Annotated in this window: 24 protein-coding genes and 1 tRNA gene; 14 read left to right on the top strand and 11 right to left on the bottom strand. The window is 71.3% G+C overall.

Going from position 1 to position 23,853, the window contains the following annotated elements; translation table 11 throughout:
- Positions 1 to 13: 13 nt before the first annotated feature.
- Both ABEA26_RS25915 and ABEA26_RS25920 read left to right on the top strand, forming a co-directional pair.
- Positions 14 to 101: transfer RNA gene (locus ABEA26_RS25915), tRNA-Leu, on the top strand.
- Between the two features lie 70 nt (positions 102 to 171).
- On the top strand, positions 172 to 546 hold the full coding sequence (locus tag ABEA26_RS25920; protein WP_345595757.1) for a YchJ family protein: 375 nt from the start codon (positions 172 to 174) through the stop codon (positions 544 to 546).
- 26 nt (positions 547 to 572) lie between these two features.
- Here the strand turns inward: ABEA26_RS25920 and ABEA26_RS25925 are convergent, their stop codons facing one another.
- Entirely contained in the window at positions 573 to 1,274 is a 702-nt protein-coding gene (locus tag ABEA26_RS25925; protein WP_345595758.1) for a FadR/GntR family transcriptional regulator, read from the bottom strand.
- 137 nt (positions 1,275 to 1,411) lie between these two features.
- On the opposite strand from ABEA26_RS25925, the gene ABEA26_RS25930 reads away from it, so the two are divergent.
- Together ABEA26_RS25930 and ABEA26_RS25935 are read left to right on the top strand one after the other, a co-directional pair.
- Positions 1,412 to 1,939: a gluconokinase gene (locus tag ABEA26_RS25930; RefSeq protein WP_345595759.1), complete on the top strand. Its 528-nt coding sequence runs from the start codon at positions 1,412 to 1,414 to the stop codon at positions 1,937 to 1,939.
- A gap of 100 nt (positions 1,940 to 2,039) precedes the next feature.
- Complete coding sequence (locus ABEA26_RS25935) at positions 2,040 to 3,437, top strand: GntP family permease (RefSeq protein ID WP_345595760.1); 1,398 nt, start codon at positions 2,040 to 2,042, stop codon at positions 3,435 to 3,437.
- An 80-nt stretch (positions 3,438 to 3,517) separates the two neighbouring features.
- Here the strand turns inward: ABEA26_RS25935 and ABEA26_RS25940 are convergent, their stop codons facing one another.
- Entirely contained in the window at positions 3,518 to 5,056 is a 1,539-nt protein-coding gene (locus tag ABEA26_RS25940; protein WP_345595761.1) for an APC family permease, read from the bottom strand.
- A 145-nt stretch (positions 5,057 to 5,201) separates the two neighbouring features.
- Positions 5,202 to 6,152, bottom strand: a complete 951-nt coding sequence (locus ABEA26_RS25945; RefSeq protein WP_345595762.1) for a tetratricopeptide repeat protein — start codon at positions 6,150 to 6,152, stop codon at positions 5,202 to 5,204.
- A 274-nt stretch (positions 6,153 to 6,426) separates the two neighbouring features.
- On the opposite strand from ABEA26_RS25945, the gene ABEA26_RS25950 reads away from it, so the two are divergent.
- The 7 genes from ABEA26_RS25950 (at position 6,427) to ABEA26_RS25980 (ending at position 11,734) form a co-directional block, all read left to right on the top strand.
- The gene (locus ABEA26_RS25950) at positions 6,427 to 7,320 is read left to right on the top strand and encodes a DMT family transporter (protein ID WP_345595779.1); all 894 of its coding nucleotides are present in this window, start codon (positions 6,427 to 6,429) and stop codon (positions 7,318 to 7,320) included.
- A gap of 128 nt (positions 7,321 to 7,448) precedes the next feature.
- Positions 7,449 to 7,958, top strand: coding sequence for an NUDIX hydrolase (locus ABEA26_RS25955; protein WP_345595763.1), 510 nt, complete (start codon positions 7,449 to 7,451; stop codon positions 7,956 to 7,958).
- A gap of 153 nt (positions 7,959 to 8,111) precedes the next feature.
- Entirely contained in the window at positions 8,112 to 8,504 is a 393-nt protein-coding gene (locus ABEA26_RS25960) for a YidH family protein (protein ID WP_345595764.1), read from the top strand.
- Positions 8,492 to 8,863 (top strand): DUF202 domain-containing protein, encoded by a 372-nt coding sequence (locus ABEA26_RS25965; protein WP_425587901.1) that lies wholly within the window; start codon positions 8,492 to 8,494, stop codon positions 8,861 to 8,863. The genes ABEA26_RS25960 and ABEA26_RS25965 overlap by 13 nt, the downstream gene beginning before the upstream one ends.
- A 111-nt stretch (positions 8,864 to 8,974) precedes the next feature.
- Positions 8,975 to 9,271: a hypothetical protein gene (locus ABEA26_RS25970; protein ID WP_345595766.1), complete on the top strand. Its 297-nt coding sequence runs from the start codon at positions 8,975 to 8,977 to the stop codon at positions 9,269 to 9,271.
- 216 nt (positions 9,272 to 9,487) lie between these two features.
- The gene (locus ABEA26_RS25975) at positions 9,488 to 10,513 is read left to right on the top strand and encodes a phosphotransferase family protein (protein WP_345595767.1); all 1,026 of its coding nucleotides are present in this window, start codon (positions 9,488 to 9,490) and stop codon (positions 10,511 to 10,513) included.
- Positions 10,514 to 10,519: 6 nt separating this feature from the next.
- Entirely contained in the window at positions 10,520 to 11,734 is a 1,215-nt protein-coding gene (locus ABEA26_RS25980) for an acyl-CoA dehydrogenase family protein (RefSeq protein ID WP_345595768.1), read from the top strand.
- 92 nt (positions 11,735 to 11,826) lie between these two features.
- On the opposite strand, the gene ABEA26_RS25985 is transcribed toward ABEA26_RS25980, so the two are convergent.
- The 3 genes from ABEA26_RS25985 to ABEA26_RS25995 are packed head-to-tail and all read right to left on the bottom strand — an operon-like array spanning position 11,827 to position 14,892.
- The gene (locus ABEA26_RS25985; RefSeq protein WP_345595769.1) at positions 11,827 to 12,420 is read right to left on the bottom strand and encodes a TetR/AcrR family transcriptional regulator; all 594 of its coding nucleotides are present in this window, start codon (positions 12,418 to 12,420) and stop codon (positions 11,827 to 11,829) included.
- Positions 12,421 to 12,454: 34 nt separating this feature from the next.
- Positions 12,455 to 14,125, bottom strand: a complete 1,671-nt coding sequence (locus ABEA26_RS25990; protein ID WP_345595770.1) for a class I adenylate-forming enzyme family protein — start codon at positions 14,123 to 14,125, stop codon at positions 12,455 to 12,457.
- Positions 14,122 to 14,892 carry an SDR family oxidoreductase gene (locus ABEA26_RS25995; RefSeq protein ID WP_345595771.1) on the bottom strand — a complete coding sequence of 257 codons (771 nt, stop codon included), beginning with the start codon at positions 14,890 to 14,892 and terminating at the stop codon, positions 14,122 to 14,124. The genes ABEA26_RS25990 and ABEA26_RS25995 overlap by 4 nt, the downstream gene beginning before the upstream one ends.
- Positions 14,893 to 15,066: 174 nt before the next feature.
- Here ABEA26_RS25995 and ABEA26_RS26000 point away from each other — a divergent pair, with 174 nt between their 5' ends.
- Positions 15,067 to 16,326 (top strand): exo-beta-N-acetylmuramidase NamZ family protein, encoded by a 1,260-nt coding sequence (locus ABEA26_RS26000; protein WP_345595772.1) that lies wholly within the window; start codon positions 15,067 to 15,069, stop codon positions 16,324 to 16,326.
- Positions 16,327 to 16,342: 16 nt separating this feature from the next.
- Here ABEA26_RS26000 and ABEA26_RS26005 read toward each other — a convergent pair whose 3' ends face one another.
- A complete protein-coding gene (locus tag ABEA26_RS26005; protein ID WP_345595773.1) occupies positions 16,343 to 19,222 on the bottom strand; it encodes a penicillin acylase family protein in 2,880 nt (959 codons plus the stop codon).
- 217 nt (positions 19,223 to 19,439) lie between these two features.
- On the opposite strand from ABEA26_RS26005, the gene ABEA26_RS26010 reads away from it, so the two are divergent.
- Positions 19,440 to 20,042: a hypothetical protein gene (locus ABEA26_RS26010; RefSeq protein WP_345595774.1), complete on the top strand. Its 603-nt coding sequence runs from the start codon at positions 19,440 to 19,442 to the stop codon at positions 20,040 to 20,042.
- A gap of 354 nt (positions 20,043 to 20,396) precedes the next feature.
- Here ABEA26_RS26010 and soxR read toward each other — a convergent pair whose 3' ends face one another.
- The gene (gene soxR / locus ABEA26_RS26015) at positions 20,397 to 20,930 is read right to left on the bottom strand and encodes a redox-sensitive transcriptional activator SoxR (protein WP_345595775.1); all 534 of its coding nucleotides are present in this window, start codon (positions 20,928 to 20,930) and stop codon (positions 20,397 to 20,399) included.
- A gap of 130 nt (positions 20,931 to 21,060) precedes the next feature.
- On the opposite strand from soxR, the gene ABEA26_RS26020 reads away from it, so the two are divergent.
- The gene (locus ABEA26_RS26020) at positions 21,061 to 21,522 is read left to right on the top strand and encodes a MaoC family dehydratase (RefSeq protein ID WP_345595776.1); all 462 of its coding nucleotides are present in this window, start codon (positions 21,061 to 21,063) and stop codon (positions 21,520 to 21,522) included.
- Here the strand turns inward: ABEA26_RS26020 and ABEA26_RS26025 are convergent.
- The 3 genes from ABEA26_RS26025 to ABEA26_RS26035 form a co-directional block, all read right to left on the bottom strand.
- Positions 21,513 to 22,157, bottom strand: a complete 645-nt coding sequence (locus ABEA26_RS26025) for a TetR-type transcription factor C-terminal domain-containing protein (RefSeq protein WP_345595777.1) — start codon at positions 22,155 to 22,157, stop codon at positions 21,513 to 21,515. The genes ABEA26_RS26020 and ABEA26_RS26025 overlap by 10 nt on opposite strands.
- A gap of 83 nt (positions 22,158 to 22,240) precedes the next feature.
- The gene (locus ABEA26_RS26030; protein ID WP_279563477.1) at positions 22,241 to 22,531 is read right to left on the bottom strand and encodes a YiaA/YiaB family inner membrane protein; all 291 of its coding nucleotides are present in this window, start codon (positions 22,529 to 22,531) and stop codon (positions 22,241 to 22,243) included.
- A gap of 100 nt (positions 22,532 to 22,631) precedes the next feature.
- Positions 22,632 to 23,783, bottom strand: coding sequence for an acyl-CoA dehydrogenase family protein (locus tag ABEA26_RS26035; protein ID WP_345595778.1), 1,152 nt, complete (start codon positions 23,781 to 23,783; stop codon positions 22,632 to 22,634).
- Between the last annotated feature and the right edge of the window lie 70 nt (positions 23,784 to 23,853).

Consider the following 23,853-nt stretch of genomic DNA (forward strand, 5'->3'; position numbering starts at 1 on the left):
CGACAGACACCTTGTCCGGGTGGCGGAATGGCAGACGCGCTAGCTTGAGGTGCTAGTGCCCTTTATCGGGCGTGGGGGTTCAAGTCCCCCCTCGGACACCAGTGAAGACCCCTGCTGAGCAGGGGTCTTCGGCTTTTTCGGAAGGGAATTGGAGCGGGCACAATAGCTCCCATGACCACCCCTTCCTGCCTCTGTGGACTGCACGACCCGTACGAGAGGTGCTGCGGCCGTTTCCACGCGGGGGAAGCCTCCGCGCCGACCGCCGAGGCCCTCATGCGCTCGCGCTACACCGCCTTCGGGCGTCTGGACGCGGGTTATCTGCTGCGGACGTGGCATCCCAGGACGCGCCCCGAGCGCCTCGACCTCGATCCCGGGATGCGGTGGACCGGTCTGGAGATCCTGGACACGACCGACGGGACCGCCTTCCACCCTGCCGGGACCGTGACCTTCCGGGCGTCCTACCGCGGCGGCTCGCTGCACGAGCGGAGCCGGTTCGAGCGGGTCGGCGGGGCGTGGGTGTACGTCGACGGGGAGTTCCTCTCGTAGCCTCCCGCCCAGACCCCGTCCGCGCGCTACGGCGCCAGGATGTCCAGCTCCTGCAGCGCCCCGACCGTGATCTCCCTGGTGAGCCGCTCGGCGCGCTCGGCGTCCCGCGCGCGGACCGCCTCGGCGACCTGGACGTGCAGGGTGACTGCGGCCGGGTCGGGGTCCTCGAACATCACGTCGTGGTGGGTGCGGCCGGCCAGGACCTCGGCGACGACGCCGCCGAGGCGGGCGAACATCTCGTTGCCGGAGGCGGTCAGGACGACGCGGTGGAAGGCCACGTCGTGGAAGAGGTACTGCTCCAGCTGGTGGCCGCTCGAGTTGGCGACCATGCCGAGCGCGCACTCGGTCAGTTCGGCGCACTGCTCCGGCGTGGCGAGCCGTGCCGCCAGGCCCGCCGCCACCGGTTCGACGGCCGACCGCAGCACGGTCAGGGAGCGCAGCTGCCGCGGGCGTTCGGCGCCGGCCAGGCGCCAGCGGATGACCTGCGGGTCGTAGACGTTCCACTCGCACTCGGGCAGGACGGTCACGCCCACGCGGCGGCGCGACTCGACCAGGTGCATGGACTCCAGCACCCGGACCGCCTCTCGCATCACGGAGCGTGACACCTCGAAACGCTGTGCCAGCTCGTCCGTGCGCAGAACGCTGCCCGCGGGGTACTCGCCCGCCGTGATCGCGGGGCCGAGGGTGTCCAGTACGCGGCCGTGCAGCCCTCGACCCGGTGTGCTCATGCACTCAGCGTACGGGGCGCGTCACGGGAACAAAAAGTCAGACTTATATGTCACAGACTCTTGAATTCGTCGTACCTAATGGGTTTCAGTTACGTCGACATCACGTGTCGACGAAGACAGCAGACAGCGAGAGTGCGATGCAGCGACTGCACACCCCCCACGTCGTCGTGGTCATGGGCGTAGCGGGCACGGGGAAGACCACCATCGGTCCCCTGCTCGCGGCCCGGCTCGGCGTTCCCTACGCCGAGGGCGACGACTTCCATCCGCCGGCCAACATCGCCAAGATGACGGCCGGTACCCCGCTCACCGACGAGGACCGCGGGCCCTGGCTGGACGCCATCGGCGGCTGGGCGCACGGGCGGGCGGGGCTCGGCGGGGTGGTGAGCAGTTCGGCGCTGAAGCGGTCGTACCGTGACCGGCTGAGGGCCGCCGCTCCCGGTGTCGTCTTCGTGCATCTCACGGGCAGCCGCGAGCTGATCGAGGACCGGATGTCGCACCGGCAGGGGCACTTCATGCCGACGGCCCTGCTCGACTCCCAGTTCGCCACGCTCCAGCCGCTGGAGCCGGACGAGGCGGGAGTCGCGGTGGACGTCGCCGGCGCCCCGGAGGAGATCGCCGAACGGGCGGCGAACGCCCTGAGGGATCTCCCAGAGCCGGCGCAGTAGCCACCGGCCTTTCCCCCACACCCTCCCCCGGGGTCGTGCCGCCACCCGCGGACACGGCCCCGTCCTCCCCCCAACCCCCCATTACCGCAAGGGATCCACCGTGACCAGACTCAGCGTCGAGGTGCTGGCAGCGGACACCGTCGAGCCGATCACCTCGGCCGGCCATGCCCAGCTGGGCATCGCCGTGCTCCTGGGCATCGCCGTCATCGTCCTGCTCATCACCAAGTTCAAGCTGCATGCCTTCCTGTCGCTGACCATCGGGTCGCTGGCGCTCGGCGCGTTCGCCGGGGCGCCGCTGGACAAGGTCATCACCAGCTTCACCAGCGGACTCGGCTCCACCGTCGCGGGTGTCGGCGTCCTGATCGCGCTCGGCGCGATCCTCGGCAAGATGCTCGCCGACTCCGGCGGCGCCGACCAGATCGTGGACACCATCCTCGCCAGGGCGACCCCGCGGTCGATGCCGTGGACGATGGTGCTGATCGCCTCCGTCATCGGACTGCCGCTGTTCTTCGAGGTCGGCATCGTCCTGCTGATCCCGGTCGTCCTGATGGTCGCCAAGCGCGGCAACTACTCCCTGATGCGCATCGGCATCCCGGCGCTGGCCGGTCTGTCCGTGATGCACGGTCTGGTCCCGCCGCACCCCGGCCCGCTGGTCGCGATCGACGCGGTCGGCGCCAACCTCGGCGTGACGCTCGCGCTGGGTGTCCTGATCGCCGTCCCGACGGTGATCATCGCCGGTCCGCTGTTCTCGAAGTACGCGGCCCGCTGGGTGGACGTCCCGGCCCCCGACCGCATGATCCCGCAGCGCGCCTCCGAGGACCTGGAGAAGCGCCCCGGCTTCGGCGCCACCCTGGCCACGATCCTGCTGCCGGTCGTGCTCATGCTGGCCAAGGCGCTCGTCGACATCATCGTCGACGACCCGGAGAACGTGGTTCAGCGCACCTTCGACGTGATCGGCAACCCGCTGATCGCCCTGCTCGCCTCCGTGATCGTCGGCATCTTCACGCTGCTGCGTCCGGCCGGGTTCGGCAAGGACCGCCTCTCCGGCCTGGTCGAGACGGGACTCGCGCCCATCGCGGGCATCCTGCTGATCGTCGGCGCGGGCGGCGGCTTCAAGCAGACGCTGATCGACTCCGGCGTGGGCGAGATGATCCTGCAGATCTCCGAGGACTGGTCGATCCCGGCGCTGCTGCTGGCCTGGCTGATCGCGGTGGCGATCCGGCTGGCGACCGGTTCGGCGACCGTGGCGACCGTCTCGGCGGCCGGTCTGGTCGCGCCGCTGGCGGCCGACATGTCGACGACGCACGCGGCCCTGCTGGTCCTGGCCATCGGCGCGGGCTCGCTCTTCTTCAGCCATGTCAACGACGCCGGTTTCTGGCTGGTGAAGGAGTACTTCGGACTGAACGTCGGGCAGACCATCAAGACCTGGTCCGTCATGGAGACGATCATCTCCGTGGTCGCGGGGGCTCTGGTCCTGCTCCTCTCACTCGTCATTTAGCCGCACGACGCCTGTGTGCCCCGGGGACCCTACGGCTCCCGGGTCACACGGCCGTCCGCGGCTCGCCGTCGCAGTGGGATTCAGGAGGACGCCTCCTTGTCCAGCTGGAACGCCTCGTTGCCCTGGCCAATACGGGCGTGCCGCTCGGGTGCGCGGGAACGCAGGAGCAGGCCCTGCACCAGGCCGGCGATCGCGGCGAGGCCGATGATGCCGGGCAGTACCCAGCTCAGCGAGGAGTCGGGACCGGCGCCGACGAGGACGTCGAAGTCCTTGACCGTGTAACCGGCGATCACCAGCAGGGCGATGCCCGCGACGGTGGAGGCGGCCAGCCGCACGCCCTGGGCGCCGGCGGCGCCGCGCCGTACGAAGAAGACGACGACGGAGAACGAGGCGGCGGCCATCAGCACGATCACGCCGAGGGCACCGATGTTGCCGCCCCAGGTGAACAGGTGCAGGACGGGCTGGGTCGGGTCACCGTTCGGCTTGTCGTCGGCGATCGCGAAGCCGACGACCACGAGTGCGGACACTGCGGTCTGGAGCAGCGAGCCGGTGCCGGGCGCGCCGCTGGAGCCGCTGGTGCGTCCGAAAGCGGCGGGCAGCAGTCCCTCGCGCCCCATGGCGAAGGCGTACCGGGCGACGACGTTGTGGAAGCTGAGCAGGGCGGCGAACATGCCGGTCACGAACAGGACGTGCAGGACGTCGGTGAAGGCGCCGCCGAGCCGCGCCTCGGTGAGGAAGAACAGCAGCCCGGCGCTCTGCTCCCGCGCGGTCCCCACGATCTCGTCGGGTCCGGTGGCGACGGTCAGCGCCCAGCTGCTGAACGCGAAGAAGACCGCGACCCCGCCCACCGCGAGGAACATGACACGCGGCACGAGTACGTGCGGCCGGCTGGTCTCCTCGGCGTACACGGGCGCCTGCTCGAAGCCGAGGAAGGCGGCGATGCAGAAGCACAGCGCGGTCCCGACGCCCGCCCCCGTCAGGGTGTCCGGGTTGAAGGCGTGCAGCGACAGTCCCTGCGCGCCCGGGTCGGTGACGGCGGCGATGTCGAACACGACGACCAGCACGACCTCGATGAGCAGCAGCACGCCCAGCACGCGCGCGTTGACGTCGATCTTCAGCCGGCCCAGCGTGCCGACCGCGAGCACGGCCAGCAGCGCCGGTATCCACCAGGCGACCTCCAGGTCGGCGTAGGTGGCGAGGAGCCCGGAGACCTCGAAGCCGAAGATGCCGTAGATGCCGACCTGGAGGGCGTTGTAGGCGACCAGGGCGACCATGGCGGCACTCGCGCCGGCGGTGCCTCCGAGCCCGCGGGAGATGTACGCGTAGAAGGCGCCCGCGTTGTGGACGTGCCGGCTCATCTCGGCGTACCCGACGCTGAAGAGGATCAGTACCACGCCCAGCAGCACGAAGAGCAGCGGCTGCCCGACGATGCCCATCACCGCGAAGGTGGTGGGCATGACCCCGGCGACCACCATGAGGGGGGCGGTGGCGGCGAGGACGGACAGGAGCAGGCCCCCCGTGCCCAGCCGGTCGGTGCGCAGCGCCCGCTCCTGCCCCTTGAAGGTGCTGATGCCGCCGTCGCTCTTGGGTCCGCTCGTGCGCGAACTGCCCGTGGTCATCGGAGGACGTCCTTCTTTCCTGTGCGTCGCGGTCGTCGGGTCTGCCGTGCTTGTCCGGTGAGTCGAGTAGGACGAGTGCATCGAGTAGGACGATTGGATCGAGCGGATCGAGCGGGCCGAGTAGGACGAGTGAGTCGATCGGGTGTCAGGGCGCGCCGAGCGCGCTCGCGCGGGCGGCACGGAAGGCGGGGTACGGGGCGCGGTCCGGGTACGACCACGGGGCGGGCGTGGCGTGCTCGCCGATGCGGTGGAACAGGGCGGCGGCCTCGGCGCCGCGGCCCTCGCAGGACTTCGCGTGGGCGAGGAAGTTGAGGTCGATCAGCCGGCGGGGATGGCCGTCCTGCTCCCACTCCAGCCACCAGTCGAAGGCCGCCTTCATCACCAGCCGGGCGCGGCGGCCCGACCAGTGGCCGGAGGTGTTCGGGTCGGCGGACTCGTGCCCGGCGGCGGCCAGGACACGGTAGCGCTCGGCGTGCGCGACGACCGGGAGGATGGCCAGCGGGGAGTCGGCGGGAGCCTGGTCGGCGGCCCAGTTGGCGAAGTCGTACACCTCGTGCGACGGGTCGGGACCGCCGTCGCCGCCGCGCTCGGCGAGCCGGGCCACCATCAGCTGATGGGCGTGGTGGTGGTCGGCGTGCCGCCCACGCACCTGGTCGAAGACCCGGACGACCTCCTCGTCGGTCCCCAGCGAACGCTCCAGCAGGAGGAGCCCGAGCCAGGGCGTCGGATCGTCCGGCGCGAGCCCGGCGGCCTTCCGGCACATCTCCCGGACCGGGGCGGGCTTCTCCTTGCCGCGCAGGGGCCGGTGGACCAGGGCGAGGGCGAGCAGTACGGACGCGTCGGCGGAATCGGGCTCGGCGAGCAGCCACTCGCGAGCCCAGGCGGCGCAGTAGGGCTCGTTGGCGAGGACCGTCACCCGGTGCCCCCGGCGGTCCCAGTCGTCACCCGTGTGGACCAGCAGGGAGCGGGTGGACTGCCACCGCCCCTGTGCCAGCGCGAGTCGCGCTGCGACGAGTTCGGCGTCGTCAAGGGCGTCGTCGAAGGCCTGGGCCGCACGTTTGCGCGCGCGGCCGAGGGGAGGCGGAGGTGGGGACACCGCGGGAACTTCCTCACGCGACGCGCTGGTCGTCGTAGCCGGCCTGCCATGAACTGATCACGCACAGCAAACCGGCAGCCAACGCTTTCCGTCAATGCCCGGAGACCCGTTACGGGCGTCAACTCGCCTGGCAACAAGGGAACTTGTCAGACGCCGCCGTGCCTTGCCCCTGCCCCACCACCCGGATGCGACGCTCGCCCGGCGGGCCCCACCCGCCGCTACTAGAGTCGGCCCCTACGCACCCGTGACCCGACTGACGATCGAGGTACGCAGCGTGTCGGTTCTGGTTCTGGTTCTCGCCGTGAGCGCCGCATGCTGCCTGGGCTTCGGTTTCGCCCTCCAGCAGAACGCGGCCCAGCACGCTCCGCTGGGCGACTTCCTCTCCCCCCGCCTCCTGCTGGACCTCGTGCGGGTGCCTCGCTGGCTGGCCGGCATGGGGCTGATGGTGGTCGGCATGGTGCTGGGCGCGCTCGCTCTGGGCGGCGGCGAGCTCACTCTCGTGGAGCCCCTGCTGGCCACGAATCTCCTCTTCGCCCTGGCACTCTCCCGCGTGCAGACCCGGCAGCGGCTGGGTCGCCAGGGCTGGGCCGGTCTCGTGCTGCTCGCGGGCGGGGTCACCGCGTTCCTCGTGGCGGGCGAGCCGCGGGGCGGCAGCACGGTGACCGACCCGGTACGGCACTGGCTGATCGTCGGGGGAATGCTGGGCCTGTCCGTCCTGCTCACGGCGGGCGCCGGGCGTTGCCGTCTGACCTGGGGACCGACGCTGCTGGCCGTGGCCGCCGGACTGGCGTACGGAGTGCAGGACGCGCTGACCCGGGTCAGCGGCCGGCGCTTCCTGGCGGGCGGCCCGGCGGAACTGCTGACCGGCTGGCAGCCGTACGCGGTCGTGGTGCTCGGCGTCACCGGCCTGATCCTGGTCCAGAGCGCCTTCGAGACGGCACCGTTGCGCAGGTCGCTGCCCGCCCTGACGGCGACCCAGCCGCTCGCGGGCATCGCCTGCGGGGTCGGTTTCCTCGGCGACCGGCTGCGGGCCGACGCCGGGGCGCTGGCGTGGGAGGCGGGCGGGCTCGCCGCGGTGGTGACGGGCATCGTCCTACTGGGCCTGCATCCGGCGATGCCGCAGGGGACGGGTGCGAGCGGGCGTGCGCACGACCTGCAACGGCGCTGAGCGGGCAGCCGCTGTTGCGGGCCGGCACGCGCGGGACCCGCAACGGCGCTGAGCGCGGCCGCTGTGCGGGCGGGCACACGCACGGCTTGCGGCGGCGCCGAGCGGGCGGCCGCTGCTTGGATGGGCGGATGAGCGCTGCTGACGAGATCCTCGACATCGTCGACGAGAACGACCGCGTCACCGGGCAGGCCCGGCGGGGCGACGTGTACGCCCGGGGGCTGCGTCACCGGTGCGTGTTCGTGTGGGCCCGGGACGCCCTGGGACGCGTCTTCGTCCACCGCCGCACGGCGACGAAGCTGGTGTTTCCCTCCCTGCACGACATGTTCGTCGGCGGGGTGGTGGGCACGGGCGAGTCCTACGACGACGCCGCGCTGCGGGAGGCGGAGGAGGAACTGGGGGTGGCGGGGCTGCCGCGCCCGGAGTACCTCTTCAAGTTCCTGTACGACGACGGCGCCGGACGGACCTGGTGGTCGGCGGTCTACGAAGTCCGCTGCGAGGGGCCGGTGACGCCGCAGGCGGAGGAGGTGGCGTGGCACGGTTTCCTCACGGAGGTGGAGCTGGAACGGCGGCTCGGGGAGTGGGAGTGGGTGCCGGACGGGTTGGCGGCGTACGCGCTGCTGCGGGCTTGGCGGAGGTGACGTCTTCCACCGGGGTCACGGGACGCACCCCCGGTCCCACGTGAGCCGTCGCAGGCATCGCACCCCGGCCCCACCTGGGCCGTCGCAGGCATCGCACCCCCGGCCCCACCTGGGCCGTCGCAGGCATCCGCCCCCGCCCGATAGGGTCCCCGGGTGATCGAATTCGTGCGGAACGCCCGGCTCTGGTTCGCACCCGAGGAGATCCGGCGCGAGGGCGACACCCCCGACTACCGGTTCTCACTGGCGAACGAACGCACCTTCCTGGCCTGGTTGCGCACCGCCCTCGCCCTGATCGGCGGCGGGTTCGCGGTGGACCAGTTCCTGCCCGACCTGCGCTGGGGCTGGCGGGTGGGCCTCGCGCTCGCACTGCTCGCGGCCGGCGTCCTGTGCTCACTGCGCGCCGTGAACCACTGGGTCCGCTGCGAGCGGGCCATGCGCCGCGGCGAGGACCTCCCCGTCTCCCGTTTCCCGGCCCTGCTCGGCCTGGTCGTCGCCGTGGTCGCCGTGGCGATGGTGGTCGTGGTCCTCGTCGGATGGGAGGGCTGAGCGTGGGCGCCGACGCCGACTCGGGCGCAGACGCGGGCGCCGGCCCGTCCGGCCCCGACCGCGACCCCGGGCTCCAGCCCGAGCGCACCCGGCTCGCCTGGCGCCGCACGACCCTCTCCGGCACCGTCGTCGCCGTACTCGCCGGGAAGACCGCGCTGCACAGCGGCGCCACCCCCGCCACGGTCGTCGGCACCGCCCTGTGCTGCGCCCTCTGGCTGGCCTTCCTGGCCATCGCCCACGACCGCATCCGTACCCTTGCCTCGGCGAACAGACCCCACGCCCTGACCCCGCCGTACGCGACGGCGGCAGCCCTGTGCACGGTGGCGCTGGCGGTGTGCGGCGCGTTCCTCGTCCTCTAGGACGCGCCGGACCACCGGGTGCGACTGATCGCCTTCATGGCTCCGCGCCTCCGGGGTACCCGGACACCACACAAGCTGAATGTCCGGATATGCACCGTTAAGGTGAGTGTCATGACCACTCCTCACCAGGAACACACCGCTCACGACCACGCCCACGGTCCGCAGTGCGGCCATGCCGAGGTACCCCACGGCGACCACGTCGACTACGCGCACGACGGCCACCTGCACCGCGAGCACGGCGGCCACTGGGACGAGTGCGAGCCCGCCGGGCACACCCCGCACGAGAGCCACGACCACCGCCACGGCGAGGGCTGCGGGCACGCTCGCGTACGCCACGGTGACCACGTCGACTACCTCCACGACGGCCACCGACACGCCCCGCACGACGGCCACTGGGACGACCACTGACCCGCGCCCCACCACCCGCGCACCCCACACCCCCGCGCCTCCCCCACACCTCCACGCGCCCCCGCGACAGCTCCCCGCGCTCCCACGCCGGGAGCTGTCAGTCTGCGGTGGCGGGGATCTCCGTGGCACGGATCACGTTCCGTCCCCCTACTGGACGGCATACCGACTGGTCGGCATCATGACTCGGGTACTGTTCACCTGCCCGTAGGAGCGATGATGAGCCCCGACCACCCGCCCGGACTCGATCTCGACCGGTTGCGCGGCCTGCTCGACCGCGAGCGGCCCGGCCTGGTGACCGGCCCGCTGTCCGGCCGGCTGATCGAGGGCGGACGGTCGAACCTCACCTACGCGGTCTCGGACGGTGGCGCCCGCTGGGTCGTACGACGCCCCCCGCTCGGCCATGTCCTGGCCACCGCGCACGACATGAAGCGCGAGCACCGCGTCATCAGCGCCCTGCACCCGACGAACGTACCGGTACCGCGTCCCGTTCTGCTCTGCGAGGACGAGGAGGTCATCGGCTCGCCCTTCTACGTCATGGAGTTCGTCGAGGGCACCCCGTACCGCACCGCCGAACAGCTCGCCCCGCTCGGCCCCGAGCGCACCCGGGCGGCCGTACTGAACCTGGTCGACACGCTCGTCGAACTGCACGCGGTGGACCCCGCCGAGGTGGGCCTCGCGGATTTCGGGCGTCCCGAGGGCTTCCTGGACCGGCAACTGCGACGCTGGGCCAAGCAGCTGGACGCCTCCCGCAACCGCGACCTGGCCGGCATCGACGAGCTGCACGCCACGCTCGGCCGGGAGCTGCCCCGCTCCCCCGCCCCGACCGTCGTGCACGGCGACTACCGCCTCGACAACGTCCTGATCGGCGGCGAACACGACGAGATCGGGGCCGTCCTCGACTGGGAGATGTCCACCCTCGGCGACCCGCTCACCGACCTGGGCCTGCTGGTGATGTACAGCAGCCCGCTCGGCATGCCCGACTCGCCCGTCTCCACCACGGCGCAGGCCCCCGGCCACCCCACCCCCGCCGAACTGATCGAGCGCTACGCCGCACGCTCGGGGCGCGACGTGTCCGCCGTCGCCTGGTACACGGCGTTCGCCTGGTTCAAGCTCGCCGTGATCCTGGAGGGCATCCACTACCGCTACACGCTGGGCCGGACGGTCGGCCGCGGCTTCGACCGCATCGGCGATCTCGTCCCCGTCTTCATCGAGCACGGCCTGACCACCCTCCAGGAAGGCTGATCCGCAATGGACTTCGCGTTCGACGCACGCACCGAGGAACTCCGCGCCAGGCTGCTCGCCTTCATGGACGACCACGTCTACGCGGCCGAGCAGACCGCCCACGAGCAGCGCGCCCGTCTCGCCTCCCCCTGGGACACCCCGCAGGTCGTGGAGGACCTGAAGGCCGAGGCCCGCCGCCAGGGCCTGTGGAACCTCTTCCTGCCCGACGCCGAGCACGGTGCCGGCCTCACCAACCTCCAGTACGCGCCGCTCGCCGAGATCACCGGCCGCAGCCCGCAGCTGGCGCCCACCGCGACGAACTGCGCGGCGCCCGACACCGGGAACATGGAGGTGCTGGCCCAGTTCGCCGACGAGGCGCAGAAGAAGCAGTGGCTCCAGCCGCTGCTCGCCGGTGAGATCCGCTCGGCGTTCGCGATGACCGAGCCGGACGTGGCCTCCTCGGACGCCACGAACATCACCACGCGGATCGAGCGCGACGGCGACGAGTACGTCATCACCGGCCGCAAGTGGTACATCTCGGGGGCGATGAACCCGGACTGCCGGATCTTCATCGTGATGGGCAAGACCGACCCGGACGGCGAGGACATCCGCCGCCAGCAGTCCATGGTGCTGGTCCCCCGCGACACGCCGGGCGTCACCGTCGACCGGGCCATGCGGGTCTTCGGCTACGAGGACCACTACCACGGCGGTCACGCCGAGGTGACCTTCGACCACGCACGCGTGCCGGTGTCGAACCTGATCGGCGAGGAGGGCGGCGGCTTCGCCATCGCCCAGGCCCGCCTCGGTCCGGGCCGCATCCACCACTGCATGCGGCTGATCGGCATGGCCGAGAGGGCGATCGAGCTGATGTGCCGGCGGGCGGTGTCCCGCGACGCGTTCGGGAAGTCGCTGGCCCAGCAGGGCGTGGTCCACAACTGGATCGCGGACGCCCGGGTCACCGTCGAGCAGCTGCGGCTCCTCGTACTCAAGACCGCCTGGCTGATGGACACCGTCGGCAACCGGGGCGCCCACACCGAGATCCAGGCGATCAAGATCGCCACGCCCCGCGCGGTGGTCGGCATCATCGACCGGGCGATCCAGCTGCACGGCGCGGGCGGCGTGAGCCAGGACTTCCCGCTGGCCGAGCTCTACGCGGGTGCTCGGACCCTGATGATCGCCGACGGCCCGGACGAGGTCCACCAGCGCTCGCTGGCACGCCGGGAGATCAAGAAGTACCTCTAGCCCACGGAGTACGTCTGGCCCAAGAAGTACGTCGAACCCATGAAGTTCCTGTGCTCGAAGAGGCGCCCCCCGGGCCGGGGGGGGGCGCCCCCTCACGGTCGCAGTGCGCGCAGCAGCAGGTCGGCCAGGTGGTCGGCGACCTCCTGCGGACTGAGTGGGCCGTCGGGGCGGTACCAGGTGGACAGGTGGTGGATGGAGCCGAAGTGGTAGTCCACCACCAGGTCGGCCGGTGTCTCCTTGGTGAAGACGCCGGCCTGCTGGCCCTCCTCGATGAGCGCCCGGAAGCGTTCGTGGTAGCGTCGGCGCTCCGCGCGCACCTGCTTGTTCTTGTCCGGGCTCAGCTGGTGCATGGAGCGGAAGAAGATCGACGCGTCGTCGAGGTTGTCGATGGTGGTGACGACGACGTCGGCCGCCGCGTCCCGCACCCGCTTCCCGACCGGCTCGTCGGAGTCCGCGAAGGCGTCCAGGCGTTCCTGCTGGAGGCGCAGCACGCGCGCGTAGACCTCGTGGAGGAGGTCGTCCTTGGAGCCGAAGTAGTGGTACAGCGCTCCCTTGGTGACGCCGGCCGCCTCCACGATCTCCTGTACCGAGGTGCGGTCGTAGCCCTGCTCCGCGAAGAGCCGGGTGGCGGCGGCCAGGAGCCGCTGCGGCACCGGAGTGCCGTCCCCGTCCGTGGTCCTGGGCACTGCCGTCACCTGCCTTTCCGTTTTCAGTGTCCGTTCACTGTCCGTCCTGGTGCGTACGGGAACGCAGTTCCCGACGGAGGATCTTCCCACTCGCCGTCTTCGGCAGGTCGGGCAGGATCTCCACCTGGCGCGGGTACTTGTACGCGGCCAGTCTCTCCTCGCAGTACGCGGCAAGTGCGTCCGGGTCCGTCACGGCACCCGGACGGAGGCTGATGTACGCCTTGACGGTCTCTCCGCGGTACCCGTCGGGCACGCCGACGACGGCGGCCTCGCGCACCGCCGGGTGGGTGTGGAGGACGTCCTCGACCTCGCGCGGCCAGACCTTGAACCCGGAGGCGTTGATCATGTCCTTCTTGCGGTCGACGACGTAGAGCCACCCCTGGGCGTCCATGAAGCCGATGTCGCCGGTGCGCAGTTCGCCGCCGGGGAAGGTCTCGGCGGTGGCGTCGGGGCGCCGCCAGTAGCCGGGGACGACCTGCGGGCCGCCGACGAGGATCTCGCCCTGTTCCCCGAAGGGCACCTCCGCGCCCTGCTCGTCGACGATGCGGACGACGCTCTCCGGGCCGGGCACGCCGACGGCGATGGTCCCGGAGACCGGGTCGACGGGCGCCTCCAGGTGCGGCGGGACGGACGCGCAGGGGGCGGTGCACTCGGTGAGTCCGTAGCCGTTGCGGATGTACGGCCCGAAGCCCGCGCGGAACTTCTCCACCAGGGCGGGCGGCAGCGGGGCGCCGCCGGAGGAGATGTTCGCGAAGGAGGCGAAGTGCTCGCGGGTGACGGACGGGTGGGCGGCCAGCGCCATGAAGGCGGTGGACGGGCCTACGGTGTAGTGCGGCCGGTGCTCGGCGAAGGCGTCGAGCACGACGCCCGTCTCGAAGCGGTACGCCAGGACGAGCGTGCCCACGCTGTTCAGGCAGGCGCCGAGCTCGCAGACCATGCCGGTGATGTGGAACAGCGGCGCCAGCGCGAAGTAGACCGGCGCGTCGGGCAGGCCGAGTCCGGTGCGCTGCCGCTCGGCGTTGTACATGATGTTGCGGTGCGTGTTGGTGGCGCCCTTGGGTGTGCCGCTGGTGCCCGAGGTGTAGCTGATGAGCGCGGTGTCGCCGGGCTCGGGGTCACGGCCGGCCGGGGCCTCGTGTCCGGCGCGGGCCGCTTCCGCGAGGTCGTCGGCGTCGGTGGCCGCGGGCGGCCGCTCGAAGTTCAGTACGCGCGCGTCCTGGCGGGTCTGGAAGTCCAGCTCGCACCCCGTGAGCACGATCCGCACCGGTGAGTGGGCCGCCGTCTCGCGCAGGTACGACTCCCAGGCCCGGTCGGAGCAGATCAGCGCGGCCACCTCGCCGTCCCCGAGGACGTGGCCGACCTCCCCCGACTTGTACATGGGGTTGACGGGGACGACGACCGCGCCCGCCTTCCAGGCGCCGAGGACGGCGAGCACGAAGTGCGGGGAGTTCTGCAACAGGACCGCGACCCGCTCGCCGCGCTCCAGGCCGCGCGCGGCGAGGTGACCGGCGACGGAGTCGCTCAGCTCGTCCACCTCGCGGTAGGTGAGGCGGCCGTCGAAGTAGGCGAGGAAGGCGCGGTCGGGGGCCTCGGCGGCGGCCCGGCGCAGGGCGTGCACCAGGGAGGGGTCCGAGTCGAGCGGGGCCTTCTGGGCGTCGGTCAGCAGGTCCAGCCAGGGTTTGGCCGCGTAGCGGGAGCCGGTCACCGGGCCGTCGCCTCCTCCCACTGCCGCTGGAGCCGGTTCATGCCGTGCAGCCATCGGTCCGGCTCGACGGCGCGGGCCTGGTAGTACTCGGCGACCTCGGGGTGCGGCAGGATCAGGAAGCGGTCCTCGTCGATGCCCTTGAAGAGCGCGTCCGCGACGTCCTCCGGCTCGATCGCGGTGGGCCGGAGCACCAGTTCACCCGCGCTGCCGCTCGCGGTGAGCATGTCGGTGCGCACGCCCTGCGGGCAGATGGCGTGGACCTTGATCCCGCGGTGGCGGTAGGTGAGGGACAGCCACTCGGCGAAGGCGTACGCACCGTGCTTGGTAACGCTGTAGGGCGCGGCGCCGATCATGGTGAGCAGTCCGGCTGCCGAGACGGTGGAGACGAAGCGGCCGCTGCCGCGCTCCAGCCAGTCGGGGATCAGCTCGTGTGCCGCGCGTACGTGTGCCATGACGTTGACGTCCCAGGCGAGCGCCCAGACGTTCTCGTCGGCCGCCTCCGTGCCCCCGGAGGCGACGCCCGCGTTGGCGCAGTACACGTCGACCGTGCCGCCCAGCGCGTCGCGGGCCTCGGTGATGATCGCGGAGGCGTCGCCCGGGACCGCGATGCCACCGATCTCGTCGGCGACGGCCCCGGCCCGGCCGGCGTCCAGGTCGTTGACGACGACCCGGGCGCCATCGGCCGCGAAGCGGCGGGCCAGCGCGGCTCCGATGCCGCCTCCCGCCCCGGTGACGACGACTCCGGCATTGTGCACGGCTTCCACCATCGGTCTCCTTCGACACACGGCTCGGGCGCTGCTCACTCCCCGTTGCAGCGCCAGACTAACCAGTCGGTATGTGCGACGGAAGAGGTGAAACGCGGTTCGACTCGTTCCGTGCGGCAGGGGGCGCGGGTTAGCGTGCGTGCGCATGACACCCGCCGCGATCACGGAGGTCACCGCATGACGCTGTCCAGACGGTCCCTGCTCGCCACGACGGCCGCGGTGACGGCCGCCACCACCGCCGCCGCCACGACCGGCACGGCGCAGGCTGCGCCCGGGGGCCACGGCGGCCGCCGGCCGCGCACCGGCTTCGAGAACCTCGCCGACGACGGCTACGCCCTCCTCGGCGGACAGAAGGTCGGCGTCGTCACCAACCCGACCGGCATCACCCGGGACGTGCGCCACATCGTCGACGTCATGCACGCCGACGACCGTGTGGACCTGACCGCCGTCTTCGGCCCCGAACACGGCTTCCGCGGCACCGCGCAGGCGGGCGGCTCCGAGGGCCGCTACGACGACCCCGCCACCGGGCTGCCGGTCTACGACACCTACCTGAAGAGCGGGCAGCCGCTCGCCGACATCTTCACGGCCTCCGGCGTGGACACCGTCGTCTTCGACATCCAGGACGTCGGCGCGCGCTTCTACACGTACATCTGGACGCTGTTCGACTGCATGGAGGCGGCCCGGCTCGCGGGCAAACGGTTCGTGGTCCTGGACCGGCCGAACCCGGTGACCGGGCGGGCGGCCCTCGGCCCCGTCCTGCACAAGGAGTTCGCGACCTTCGTCGGCCGGCAGCCGATCGCGCAGGCACACGGCATGACGGTCGCCGAGCTGGCGCGGCTGTTCAACGGCGAGTTCCTGACGGCGCCGGTGCCGCTGGAGACCGTGACCATGTCGGGCTGGAAGCGCTCGGAGTTCTTCGACGCCTCCGGGCTGCCCTGGGTGCCGCCGAGCCCGAACATGCCGACACCGGAGTGCGCCCTCGTCTACTCGGGCACGTGTCTGTTCGAGGGCACCAACCTGTCGGAGGGGCGCGGCACCACCCGCCCCTTCGAACTGCTCGGAGCGGAGGGCGTCGACGGGCGCTGGGCCGCCGCCGCGAACGGACTCGACCTGCCCGGCGTGCGCTTCAGGGAGGCGTACTTCGCGCCCACCTTCTCCAAGTTCCAGGGGAAGACCGTCGGGGGCGTACAGCTCCATGTGCACGACCGGGCCGCCTTCGACCCGGTGCGCACCGGCATCGCCCTCCTGGTGACCGCGAAGCGGACCTGGGACGGCTTCGCCTGGCGCTCGGACAACTGGATCGACAAGCTCACCGGCTCCACGCGGGTGCGCACGATGATCGACGCGGGCGCGGACACCGACGAGGTGGTGGGCGGCTGGGAGAGGGAACTGGCGGCGTTCCGCAGGACGCGCCGCCAGTACCTCCTCTACCGGTGACCGTGAGGCCGGCCGGTCACCGGTGTGACGTGAACTCCACGACCTGCTGGTAGGTCGGCCGGTTCTGCCAGCCGATGCCGCCGTGCTTGATGCCACCGAGGGTGCGGTGGATCACCGAGTCGGCGCACCACTGGTCGCCCGCCGAGCAGCTGTCGTCGCCGGGATAGACCTGGGCGGGCGTCCGGGCCGCCGCCTCCTTCAGGGTGGAGACCAGGGTGTCCCGGCAGGCGGCGAGGTCGCCGTCGCCGCAGTACTCGCGGGCCAGCGGCCCTTCGACGGCCTCACCGAGCACGGACCGGATGTCCTTGTCGACATAGCTCCACCAGCCGTACTGGAAGGCGCTTCCGGCGTGTGCGCCGGTCGGGCCGTGGGCGCCGGACGGGGACTCGTCGACGGGGAGGTTGCGGGTGAAGGCGGTGTACAGGTCGCTGCCGAGGCCGGGTTCGAACTCGGCCTTCACCAGCAGTGGCCACCAGGCGTCCAGGGTGCGGATCGCGTCGGCGTGGGCGTACTCCTTCGAGCCGGCCGAGGTCTCCGTGCGCAGGGCGCCCGCCGCACGCCACGCCTTCAGCCGGTCCACGGCCGTCCTGGCCGCGGGGTCGGTCACCGGCGCTGAGTCGATCACCTTCAGCAGGTCGGGCAGGACGTCCGTGGCCCGCAGGTCGGCGAGGCCGGCCTCGGCCATCGCCCGCACCAGCTCGGCCCGGGTGACACCGCCGTCGGCGACCAGCTTCCCGACACGGTCGTCGAGCAGGTTGCCGCGGTGGACGGAGCCGTTGCCCCAGGGGGCCGAGGTGTGGTCCTCGGCCTGTTTGTTGTTCCAGGAGACGTAGTAGTCCTGGTCGACCGACTGGGGGTGGGCCGAGGCCGGCGTGTAGCGGGCCGTGTTGGCGTCCGGGTCCCAGTCCTGCCACTCGTACGCCTGACGCGCCCAGACCGGGAAGTCGGCGTCGACCCCGTCCGCCCGCACCGGGTTGTCTCCGCTGTTGTAGTACGCGGTGTGCTCGGAGTCGGCGTAGAACCAGTTGAAGGTGTAGTTGATGTTCTGCACGGCGCTCCGGAAGCGCTCGGGGCTGTCCAGGTAATCCGGGTCGTTCAGCATCTGGAAGCCGATGATCGAGTCGGCCTCGTGCATGTACGAGGAGCGCAGACTGGTGTAGGCGACCTTCTTTCCGTCGACCGTGGCGCGGTACTCGACCGGGCCGTACTTCGTGCGCCAGACCCGCATCGTGTAGGAGCCGGCCTCGGTGGAGTCGGCGACGGTCGGCTTCCAGGCGTTCTTCCGCTCGATCTTCTCCATCGGCGTGCAGGTGCCGCGGTGGAGGTAGTGGTGGTCGTCCTGGCAGAGCTCGATGGCGTAGCTGTCGATGATGTCCTGGCCGGAGGTGGTCGCGCTCCACGCGTAGTCCTGGCCGCGGCCGAGTTCGACGTACATGCTCAGGCCCGCGAAGGAGGCGCCACGGGCGCTGATGCCCGGACCCTGGATCTCCTGGAGCATGAGGAGCTGGGGCGCGAAGTAGCCGGTCTGCGGGCCGAAGACGGCGACCGGGTGGCCGCTCGCGGTGTGCTCGCCGCTGACGACCAGGGCGTTGGACATGCCGCGCCGGGCCGAGGTGACGGCCGCGTCCGCCGCCGTGGCGGAGGCGCCGGTCGCGCTCGGACCGGCCGCGCCGCCCGTGCGGTCGTACACCAACGGTTCCGCCCGGACCGAGCCGGCGTCGGGGATGGCGGCACCCTGCGGGTCGTCCGGTTTGGGCAGGTACGGGAAGCTGCCTGTGTGCTGGGTGAGGACCGCCTCGGGGTCGTTGCGCTGGCGGAAGGACTCCCAGACCTCGGTGCCCCCGGCCACGCCGTACCTCTCCTGGGCGGCGAGCAGTGAGAGCGCGTTGGCGACCTCGCCGCCGCCGCCCGCGCCGAAGAGCGCGCCGATGACGGAGGCCAGCGCGATCAGGTCGGTGCGCTTGAAGTGCTCGATGGTGCCGGCGTTGGTGATGGCGTTCTTGTGGTCGGTCAGGACGTACTCGCCCGGGAAGTAGCGGCCCTTGTCGGAGGCGTCTATGTAGGCGTTGATGCCGGCGACGTAGGCGTCCACGTCGGCCAGTGCCAGCTCGCCGCGCTCACCGGCCTTGGCGGCGGTGCTCTCGAGCTGGGCCTCGAGGTCGGCCTCGGTGTACGGGGCGGTGCGCCAGAACTGCTGCTCCAGTCCCTGGTTGGCGGGGTCGCCGCCGGCGAAGGGCGTCAACTGGCCTCGTCCGACGTGCCGGAAGAGGTCCATGAGCCACAGCCGGTCCTGGGCCGCCGCGTAACCGGCGCCGAACTCGGTGCCGTAGCGGGTGGTGCCGGTGATGTGCGGCACACCGGTCTTCCTGTCCCGGACGATGGTCACGTCGTCGCGGCCGGCGGGGCGGAGGGTGGAGGCGACCTGGCCTTCGGGGACGCCGAAGGAGGCGTCGTTGAAGAAATTGTTGATCTTGTCGTTGGTAAGGCCCGAATAGCCGGTGGCGAGTTCGGCGTAGGGACCCAGCTGGTCCTCGGCGTGGGCGGGCTGGGTGCCGAAGGCCTGGTTGAGAAGGATCTGGGCGAGGGTGGCGTTGCCGTTCTGGCCGGGCGGCAGGATGTCGGAACACTGGCCGCCGCAATGGTCGTTCGCCACCGCTGCGGGGATCTTGCCGGGGGTCTTGCCGGGGATCTTGCCGGAAATCTTTTCCGTGATCCTTTCGGTGGCCGCTTCCGCGGTTCCCTCCGAGGTCAGGCCCGTTGTCCCAGCCATCGCGGGGGAAAGCGGCGACAAAAGGCCGGCGACGAGGGCGCATATGGACGCGCCCTTCAGGAACCCGTGGAAGCCGCGGGGAGTTCTCAGTCTGTCAAGGGCGTTGCGTGGGGTGCGCCGTGGCATGGCAGCTCCTCCGACTGGGGTGGGCCGGACGTTACTGCCGGTATCCCCGAGTTGGAAGATGAACACGCGTCACTTTTTGAGCGGTGGATCGGCTTATGAGGGGCATCGGAAATCGGATGGAGCCGAATCGCGTGTCGATACGTCTATTCGGCGACGTCCGTACGACGACGCCGAAGTGACCGAAGTGCAGGTGCAGGTGTGACGGAGGTGCAGGGCGATGGCCGGTTTCCGGAGTCTGGCGAGACAGGTCCGCGATCCACGGTGCGACCTGGCGCTACGGCGCTATTCGCTGCGCAAGTGCCTTGAGCGGTTCGCCCCTTACGGGCACAGGGCGACCTGGGACCATCTGTGTTCCCGGGCCGGGTTCGGTTCCGAGGACCGCTCCCCCGACCCGGTGCGGCTCGTGGCCGCACTGGAGGAGCTGGAGGCGGCACGTTCGGTGTGGCTGGCCTACGAGGTCGGGTTCGCCGAGCGACGCAGGAAGGAGAAGCACGACGGACTGCGCAGGCCGGGCAGCGTGGACGACTGGCACCGGCTGACCTGGGGCGGTTTCGGTGTCGCCTGGTGCGACGACCCCCGGGTCCATCCCGACGGGCCACTGGCGGAGGTGCTGCGCGGCCTGATCTCCGCGCTGGAGCGCGAGCCGGGGACCGCGTGCCCGGTGTGCGACGGGGAGCGCCTCGTCTGGAAGTACGATCTGGACCACGAGCCCTCGGCCGGTCCCGTCTGCACGGACTGCGGAATCCTCGTCCCGCGGCCCGTCCTCACCCCCGACGCGCTGGCGGACGCCCGGCGCGAACGGCTGCTGATGTCGGCGTAGCCGGCCGACGGGTGTTGTCACTGGCGCGCTGCACCATGGGGGAATGGTGCAGGCGTGTGTGAACGGAGCCCGTGGCGGCACCGACGGCAACGGTGCCACTGTCGCCCGACACGATCGCCGGCCCAGCGACCGAGGGTGTCGCCGCCGGCCGACGGACCGACGCTGTCGCTTGACAGGCGGTCGCCGCCGCCCGACGGAGCGGGCGGCGGCGCAGCGGGGCGGCATGTGACGCGGGGCCGTATTCCGGACCCGGGCCGGCTGTCCTGGGCCGGGGCCGGTTGCCCGGGGCGGGGCCGGTTGCCCGGGGCGGGGCCGGTTGCCCGGGGTCAGTTCTCGGGCCGGATCACCGGACCGTCAGTCGCAGCACTGCGACTCCGGCCCCGGCTCCGGCCGGCGCGCGCGACTCACGCGCTCGCGACGGGCTGTGGAGTCGCGGCGCTCCACCAGCAGGCGGGAGCCGGTGAGGCGTTCACCGAAGACGTCGTCGGGGTTGGACAGGACGCAGGTGTCCAGGGACAGGCAGCCGCAGCCGATGCAGTCGGTGAGGTGGTCGCGCAGCCGGTTCAGCTGCTTGATGCGCTCGTCCAGTTCGGAGCGCCAGGACTCGGAGAGCCTTGCCCAGTCGTCCTCGGTGGGCGTGCGCCCCTCGGGCAGCTCGGCGAGTGCCTGGCGGATCGTGGCGAGCGGGATGCCGACGCGCTGCGCGGCGCGCACGAACGCGACCCGGCGCAGCGCGTCACGGCTGAAGCGGCGCTGGTTGCCCGAAGTGCGGCGGCTGGTGATCAGGCCCTTGGACTCGTAGAAGTGCAGGGCTGAGACCGCCGCGCCGCTGCGCGCGGCGAGCTGGCCGACCGTGAGCTCGTGAATCTTCTCGGGAATCTGAGGCACTCCTCGAACCCTACCGACCCGTCACTCCGGTGGACCCGTCCGGTCCGTTGACACGGGCTTCGCGGGCGACCATGCTAAGCAGTCGCTTAGGGTGGGACGGACAGGTCGAGCGAGCAGAGAGGCCAGGGACATGGCAGAGCCGAGGATCTTCACATCCGCCGACGAGGTGAAGGCGGCGGTGGGCGAGCAGCTGGGGTACACCGACTGGCTGGACGTCGACCAGAAGCGGATCGACCTGTTCGCGGAGGCGACCGGCGACCACCAGTGGATCCACGTGGACCCGGAGAAGGCCGCCTCGGGCCCGTTCGGCACCACCATCGCGCACGGCTATCTGACGCTGTCGCTGCTCCCGCTCTTCGGACCGCAGCTGATCAGGGTCGAGGGCGCGAAGATGGGCGTCAACTACGGCACCAACAAGGTCCGCTTCCCCTCCCCCGTCCCGGTCGGCTCGCGGTTGCGCGCGACGGCGGCGATCACGGGCGTCGAGGACGTCAAGGGAGGCGTTCAGGTGGCCGTCGCCTTCACCGTGGAGCGCGAGGGCGGCGACAAGCCGGTGTGCGTGGCCGAGTCGGTCTCCCGCTACTACCTCTGAGTGGCGCCGGACGCTTCGGCTCCCACCATCCGCAGGACGAGGTCGGCGTAGAGCGCGCCGACCTCGTCGGGCGTCCGGGGGCCGTTCACGTTGAACCAGCGGGCCACGTCGATGCAGAGCGACAGCACGGCCAGCGTCGTGCCCTTCACGTCCGGCACGTCGAACTCGCCCGACGCCACACCGTCGTCGATGATGCCGCGCACCTCGGCGTCGCACTGTCGGCGCAGCGCGAGGATCTCGTCGCGTGCCCCGGGGCCGAGCGCGTCCAGCTCGTACTGCACCACCCGCGCGGTCGTGCGCCGTCCGGCGTGCCACCGTACGAAGGAGCTCACGGCGTCGGCGAGCCGCTCGGTGGCGCTGCCCTCACTCCGGGCCGCCGTCCGCAGGATGGCGACCGCGCGGTCGTGGCCGATCCGGCTGATGCGGTGGAGCAGGTCTTCCTTGGTCTTGTAGTGGATGTAGAGCGCGGCCGGGCTCATGCCGGCCCGCCCGGCGATGTCGCGGGTCGTGGTCGCGTGGTAGCCGCGTTCGGCGAAGGCCTCCACGGCGGCGACCAGGAGCCGCCGGGCCGCGTCCGGGGTGACCTCTTCCCACGGCTCGGTGTCGCCGCCCGTCGTCTCGGCCGCCGTACTCATCGCTTGTTCGCCCCTCTCGGTGACAGGAGCACCACCATACCGCCGAAGCTGAGCGGGCGCTTAGGGGCGGCGTCCGCGGCACGTCAGCCCAGTTTCTCGAAAGGGTCGTGCTCGGAGAGGAGCTTGTCCAGCCGGGCCTGGTCGACGCGGCTCACGAGCTGCCCGACCTCCTGACGGTCACGGATGATCTTGGCCAGCGTGAAGGCCGAGGTGACCAGGTACAGGACGGCGACCGCGAGGAAGGCACGCACCCAGGCGTCGGCCTGGAGGTTGTAGATGCCGACGGCGGTGGCGATCATCGCCACCGCGAACGAGGCCACGGCCTGCCCGTAGAAGGCCGCCGTGCTCTGCTGCTTGACCGGTGTGTCACTCATGGGGACAAGGATCGGCGGATGTGGCCCCCGCCACATCCGCCGGCGTACTCAGTGCTCGTACTCAGACGACTTCCGGTTCCGGTTCCGGTTCCAGCAGGGATCAGAAGGCCGAAACCCCGGTCAGCGCACGCCCGATGACCAGCTTCTGGATCTGGCTGGTGCCCTCGTAGAGGGTCATCACGCGGGCGTCGCGCAGCAGCTTGCCGGCCGGGTACTCGTCGATGTAGCCGTAGCCGCCGAAGACCTGCAGGGCGTTGTTCGCGGCGCGGACCGCGGCCTCCGAGGCGAACAGCTTGGCCTTGGAGGACTCGACGGTGAAGGGCTGCCCGCGGTCGATCAGGTCGGCGACCCGCCAGGTCAGCAGCCGGGCCGCGTCCACGTCGAGGGCGATGTCGCTGAGCAGCTCCTGCACCAGCTGGTGGTGGGCGATGGTCCTGCCGAACTGCTCGCGCTCGCCCGCGTACTGCACGGCCGCGTCCAGGGCGGCCTGGGCTATGCCGACACAGCCGGCCGCGACCGACATCCGCCCCTTGGCGAGGGCCGACATGGCGACCGAGAAGCCCTTGCCCTCGGGGGCCAGCATGGCGGAGGCGGGAACGCGGACGTCCTGAAGCACCAGCTCGGCGGTGGCCTGGCCGCGCAGCCCGAGCTTGCCGTGGATGGCGCGGCGGGTCAGCCCGGGCGTGTCGGTGGGCACGAGGAAGGCGGAGACGCCCTTGTGGCCGGGGGCGTCCGTGGAACGGGCGAAGAGCAGCACGACGTCGGCCCAGGTGCCGTTGGTGATGAACATCTTCGTGCCGTTGACGACGTAGTCGTCGCCCTCGCGGACCGCCCGGGTGGAGAGGTTCCCCGCGTCCGACCCCGTGCCCGGCTCGGTGAGGCCGAAGCAGCCGACGTACTCGCCGGAGGTGAGGCCAGGCAGCCAGCGCCGCTTCTGCTCCTCGTCACCCCAGGCCGCGACAGTCTTGGCCACCAGCCCCAGGGAGACGGACACGATGCCGCGCACGGAGCTGTCGCCGCGGCCCAGTTCCTCCGTGACCAGGCAGTACGCGAGGTGGTCGCCGCCGCTGCCGCCGTACTCCTCGTCGACGGTGAGACCGAGGAAGCCGACCTCGCCGAGCTTCTTCACGATCGACCGGTCCACCTCCTCGGCGCGGTCCCAGGCGACGACGTGCGGGGTGATCTCGCGCTCCACGAAGTCCCGCGCGAGCTGCCGTACGGCGCTCTGCTCCTCGCTGAGCTCCAGGTTCATGCCGAGTCACCCCACAGAAAGACAGATTTCGAACGGCGGATCTTGAACTGATCTTGCATCGGTCCTGCAT

It is taken from the genome of Streptomyces marokkonensis, assembly GCF_039539045.1.
In the GTDB taxonomy this organism is placed as follows: Bacteria; Actinomycetota; Actinomycetes; order Streptomycetales; family Streptomycetaceae; genus Streptomyces; species Streptomyces marokkonensis.

Coding starts and splice junctions, on each gene's coding strand:
- ABEA26_RS25955 (WP_345595763.1), top strand. CDS start 7,449: ATGAGCGCTGCTGACGAGATCCTCGACATCGTCGACGAGAACGACCGC.
- ABEA26_RS26010 (WP_345595774.1), top strand. CDS start 19,440: ATGGCCGGTTTCCGGAGTCTGGCGAGACAGGTCCGCGATCCACGGTGC.
- ABEA26_RS25975 (WP_345595767.1), top strand. CDS start 9,488: ATGAGCCCCGACCACCCGCCCGGACTCGATCTCGACCGGTTGCGCGGC.
- ABEA26_RS26035 (WP_345595778.1), bottom strand. CDS start 23,783: ATGAACCTGGAGCTCAGCGAGGAGCAGAGCGCCGTACGGCAGCTCGCG.
- ABEA26_RS25940 (WP_345595761.1), bottom strand. CDS start 5,056: ATGACCACGGGCAGTTCGCGCACGAGCGGACCCAAGAGCGACGGCGGC.
- ABEA26_RS25930 (WP_345595759.1), top strand. CDS start 1,412: ATGCAGCGACTGCACACCCCCCACGTCGTCGTGGTCATGGGCGTAGCG.
- ABEA26_RS26000 (WP_345595772.1), top strand. CDS start 15,067: ATGACGCTGTCCAGACGGTCCCTGCTCGCCACGACGGCCGCGGTGACG.
- ABEA26_RS25970 (WP_345595766.1), top strand. CDS start 8,975: ATGACCACTCCTCACCAGGAACACACCGCTCACGACCACGCCCACGGT.
- ABEA26_RS25920 (WP_345595757.1), top strand. CDS start 172: ATGACCACCCCTTCCTGCCTCTGTGGACTGCACGACCCGTACGAGAGG.
- ABEA26_RS26020 (WP_345595776.1), top strand. CDS start 21,061: ATGGCAGAGCCGAGGATCTTCACATCCGCCGACGAGGTGAAGGCGGCG.
- ABEA26_RS25980 (WP_345595768.1), top strand. CDS start 10,520: ATGGACTTCGCGTTCGACGCACGCACCGAGGAACTCCGCGCCAGGCTG.
- ABEA26_RS25965 (WP_425587901.1), top strand. CDS start 8,492: ATGGGAGGGCTGAGCGTGGGCGCCGACGCCGACTCGGGCGCAGACGCG.
- ABEA26_RS25925 (WP_345595758.1), bottom strand. CDS start 1,274: ATGAGCACACCGGGTCGAGGGCTGCACGGCCGCGTACTGGACACCCTC.
- ABEA26_RS26025 (WP_345595777.1), bottom strand. CDS start 22,157: ATGAGTACGGCGGCCGAGACGACGGGCGGCGACACCGAGCCGTGGGAA.
- ABEA26_RS25995 (WP_345595771.1), bottom strand. CDS start 14,892: ATGGTGGAAGCCGTGCACAATGCCGGAGTCGTCGTCACCGGGGCGGGA.
- ABEA26_RS26005 (WP_345595773.1), bottom strand. CDS start 19,222: ATGCCACGGCGCACCCCACGCAACGCCCTTGACAGACTGAGAACTCCC.
- ABEA26_RS26030 (WP_279563477.1), bottom strand. CDS start 22,531: ATGAGTGACACACCGGTCAAGCAGCAGAGCACGGCGGCCTTCTACGGG.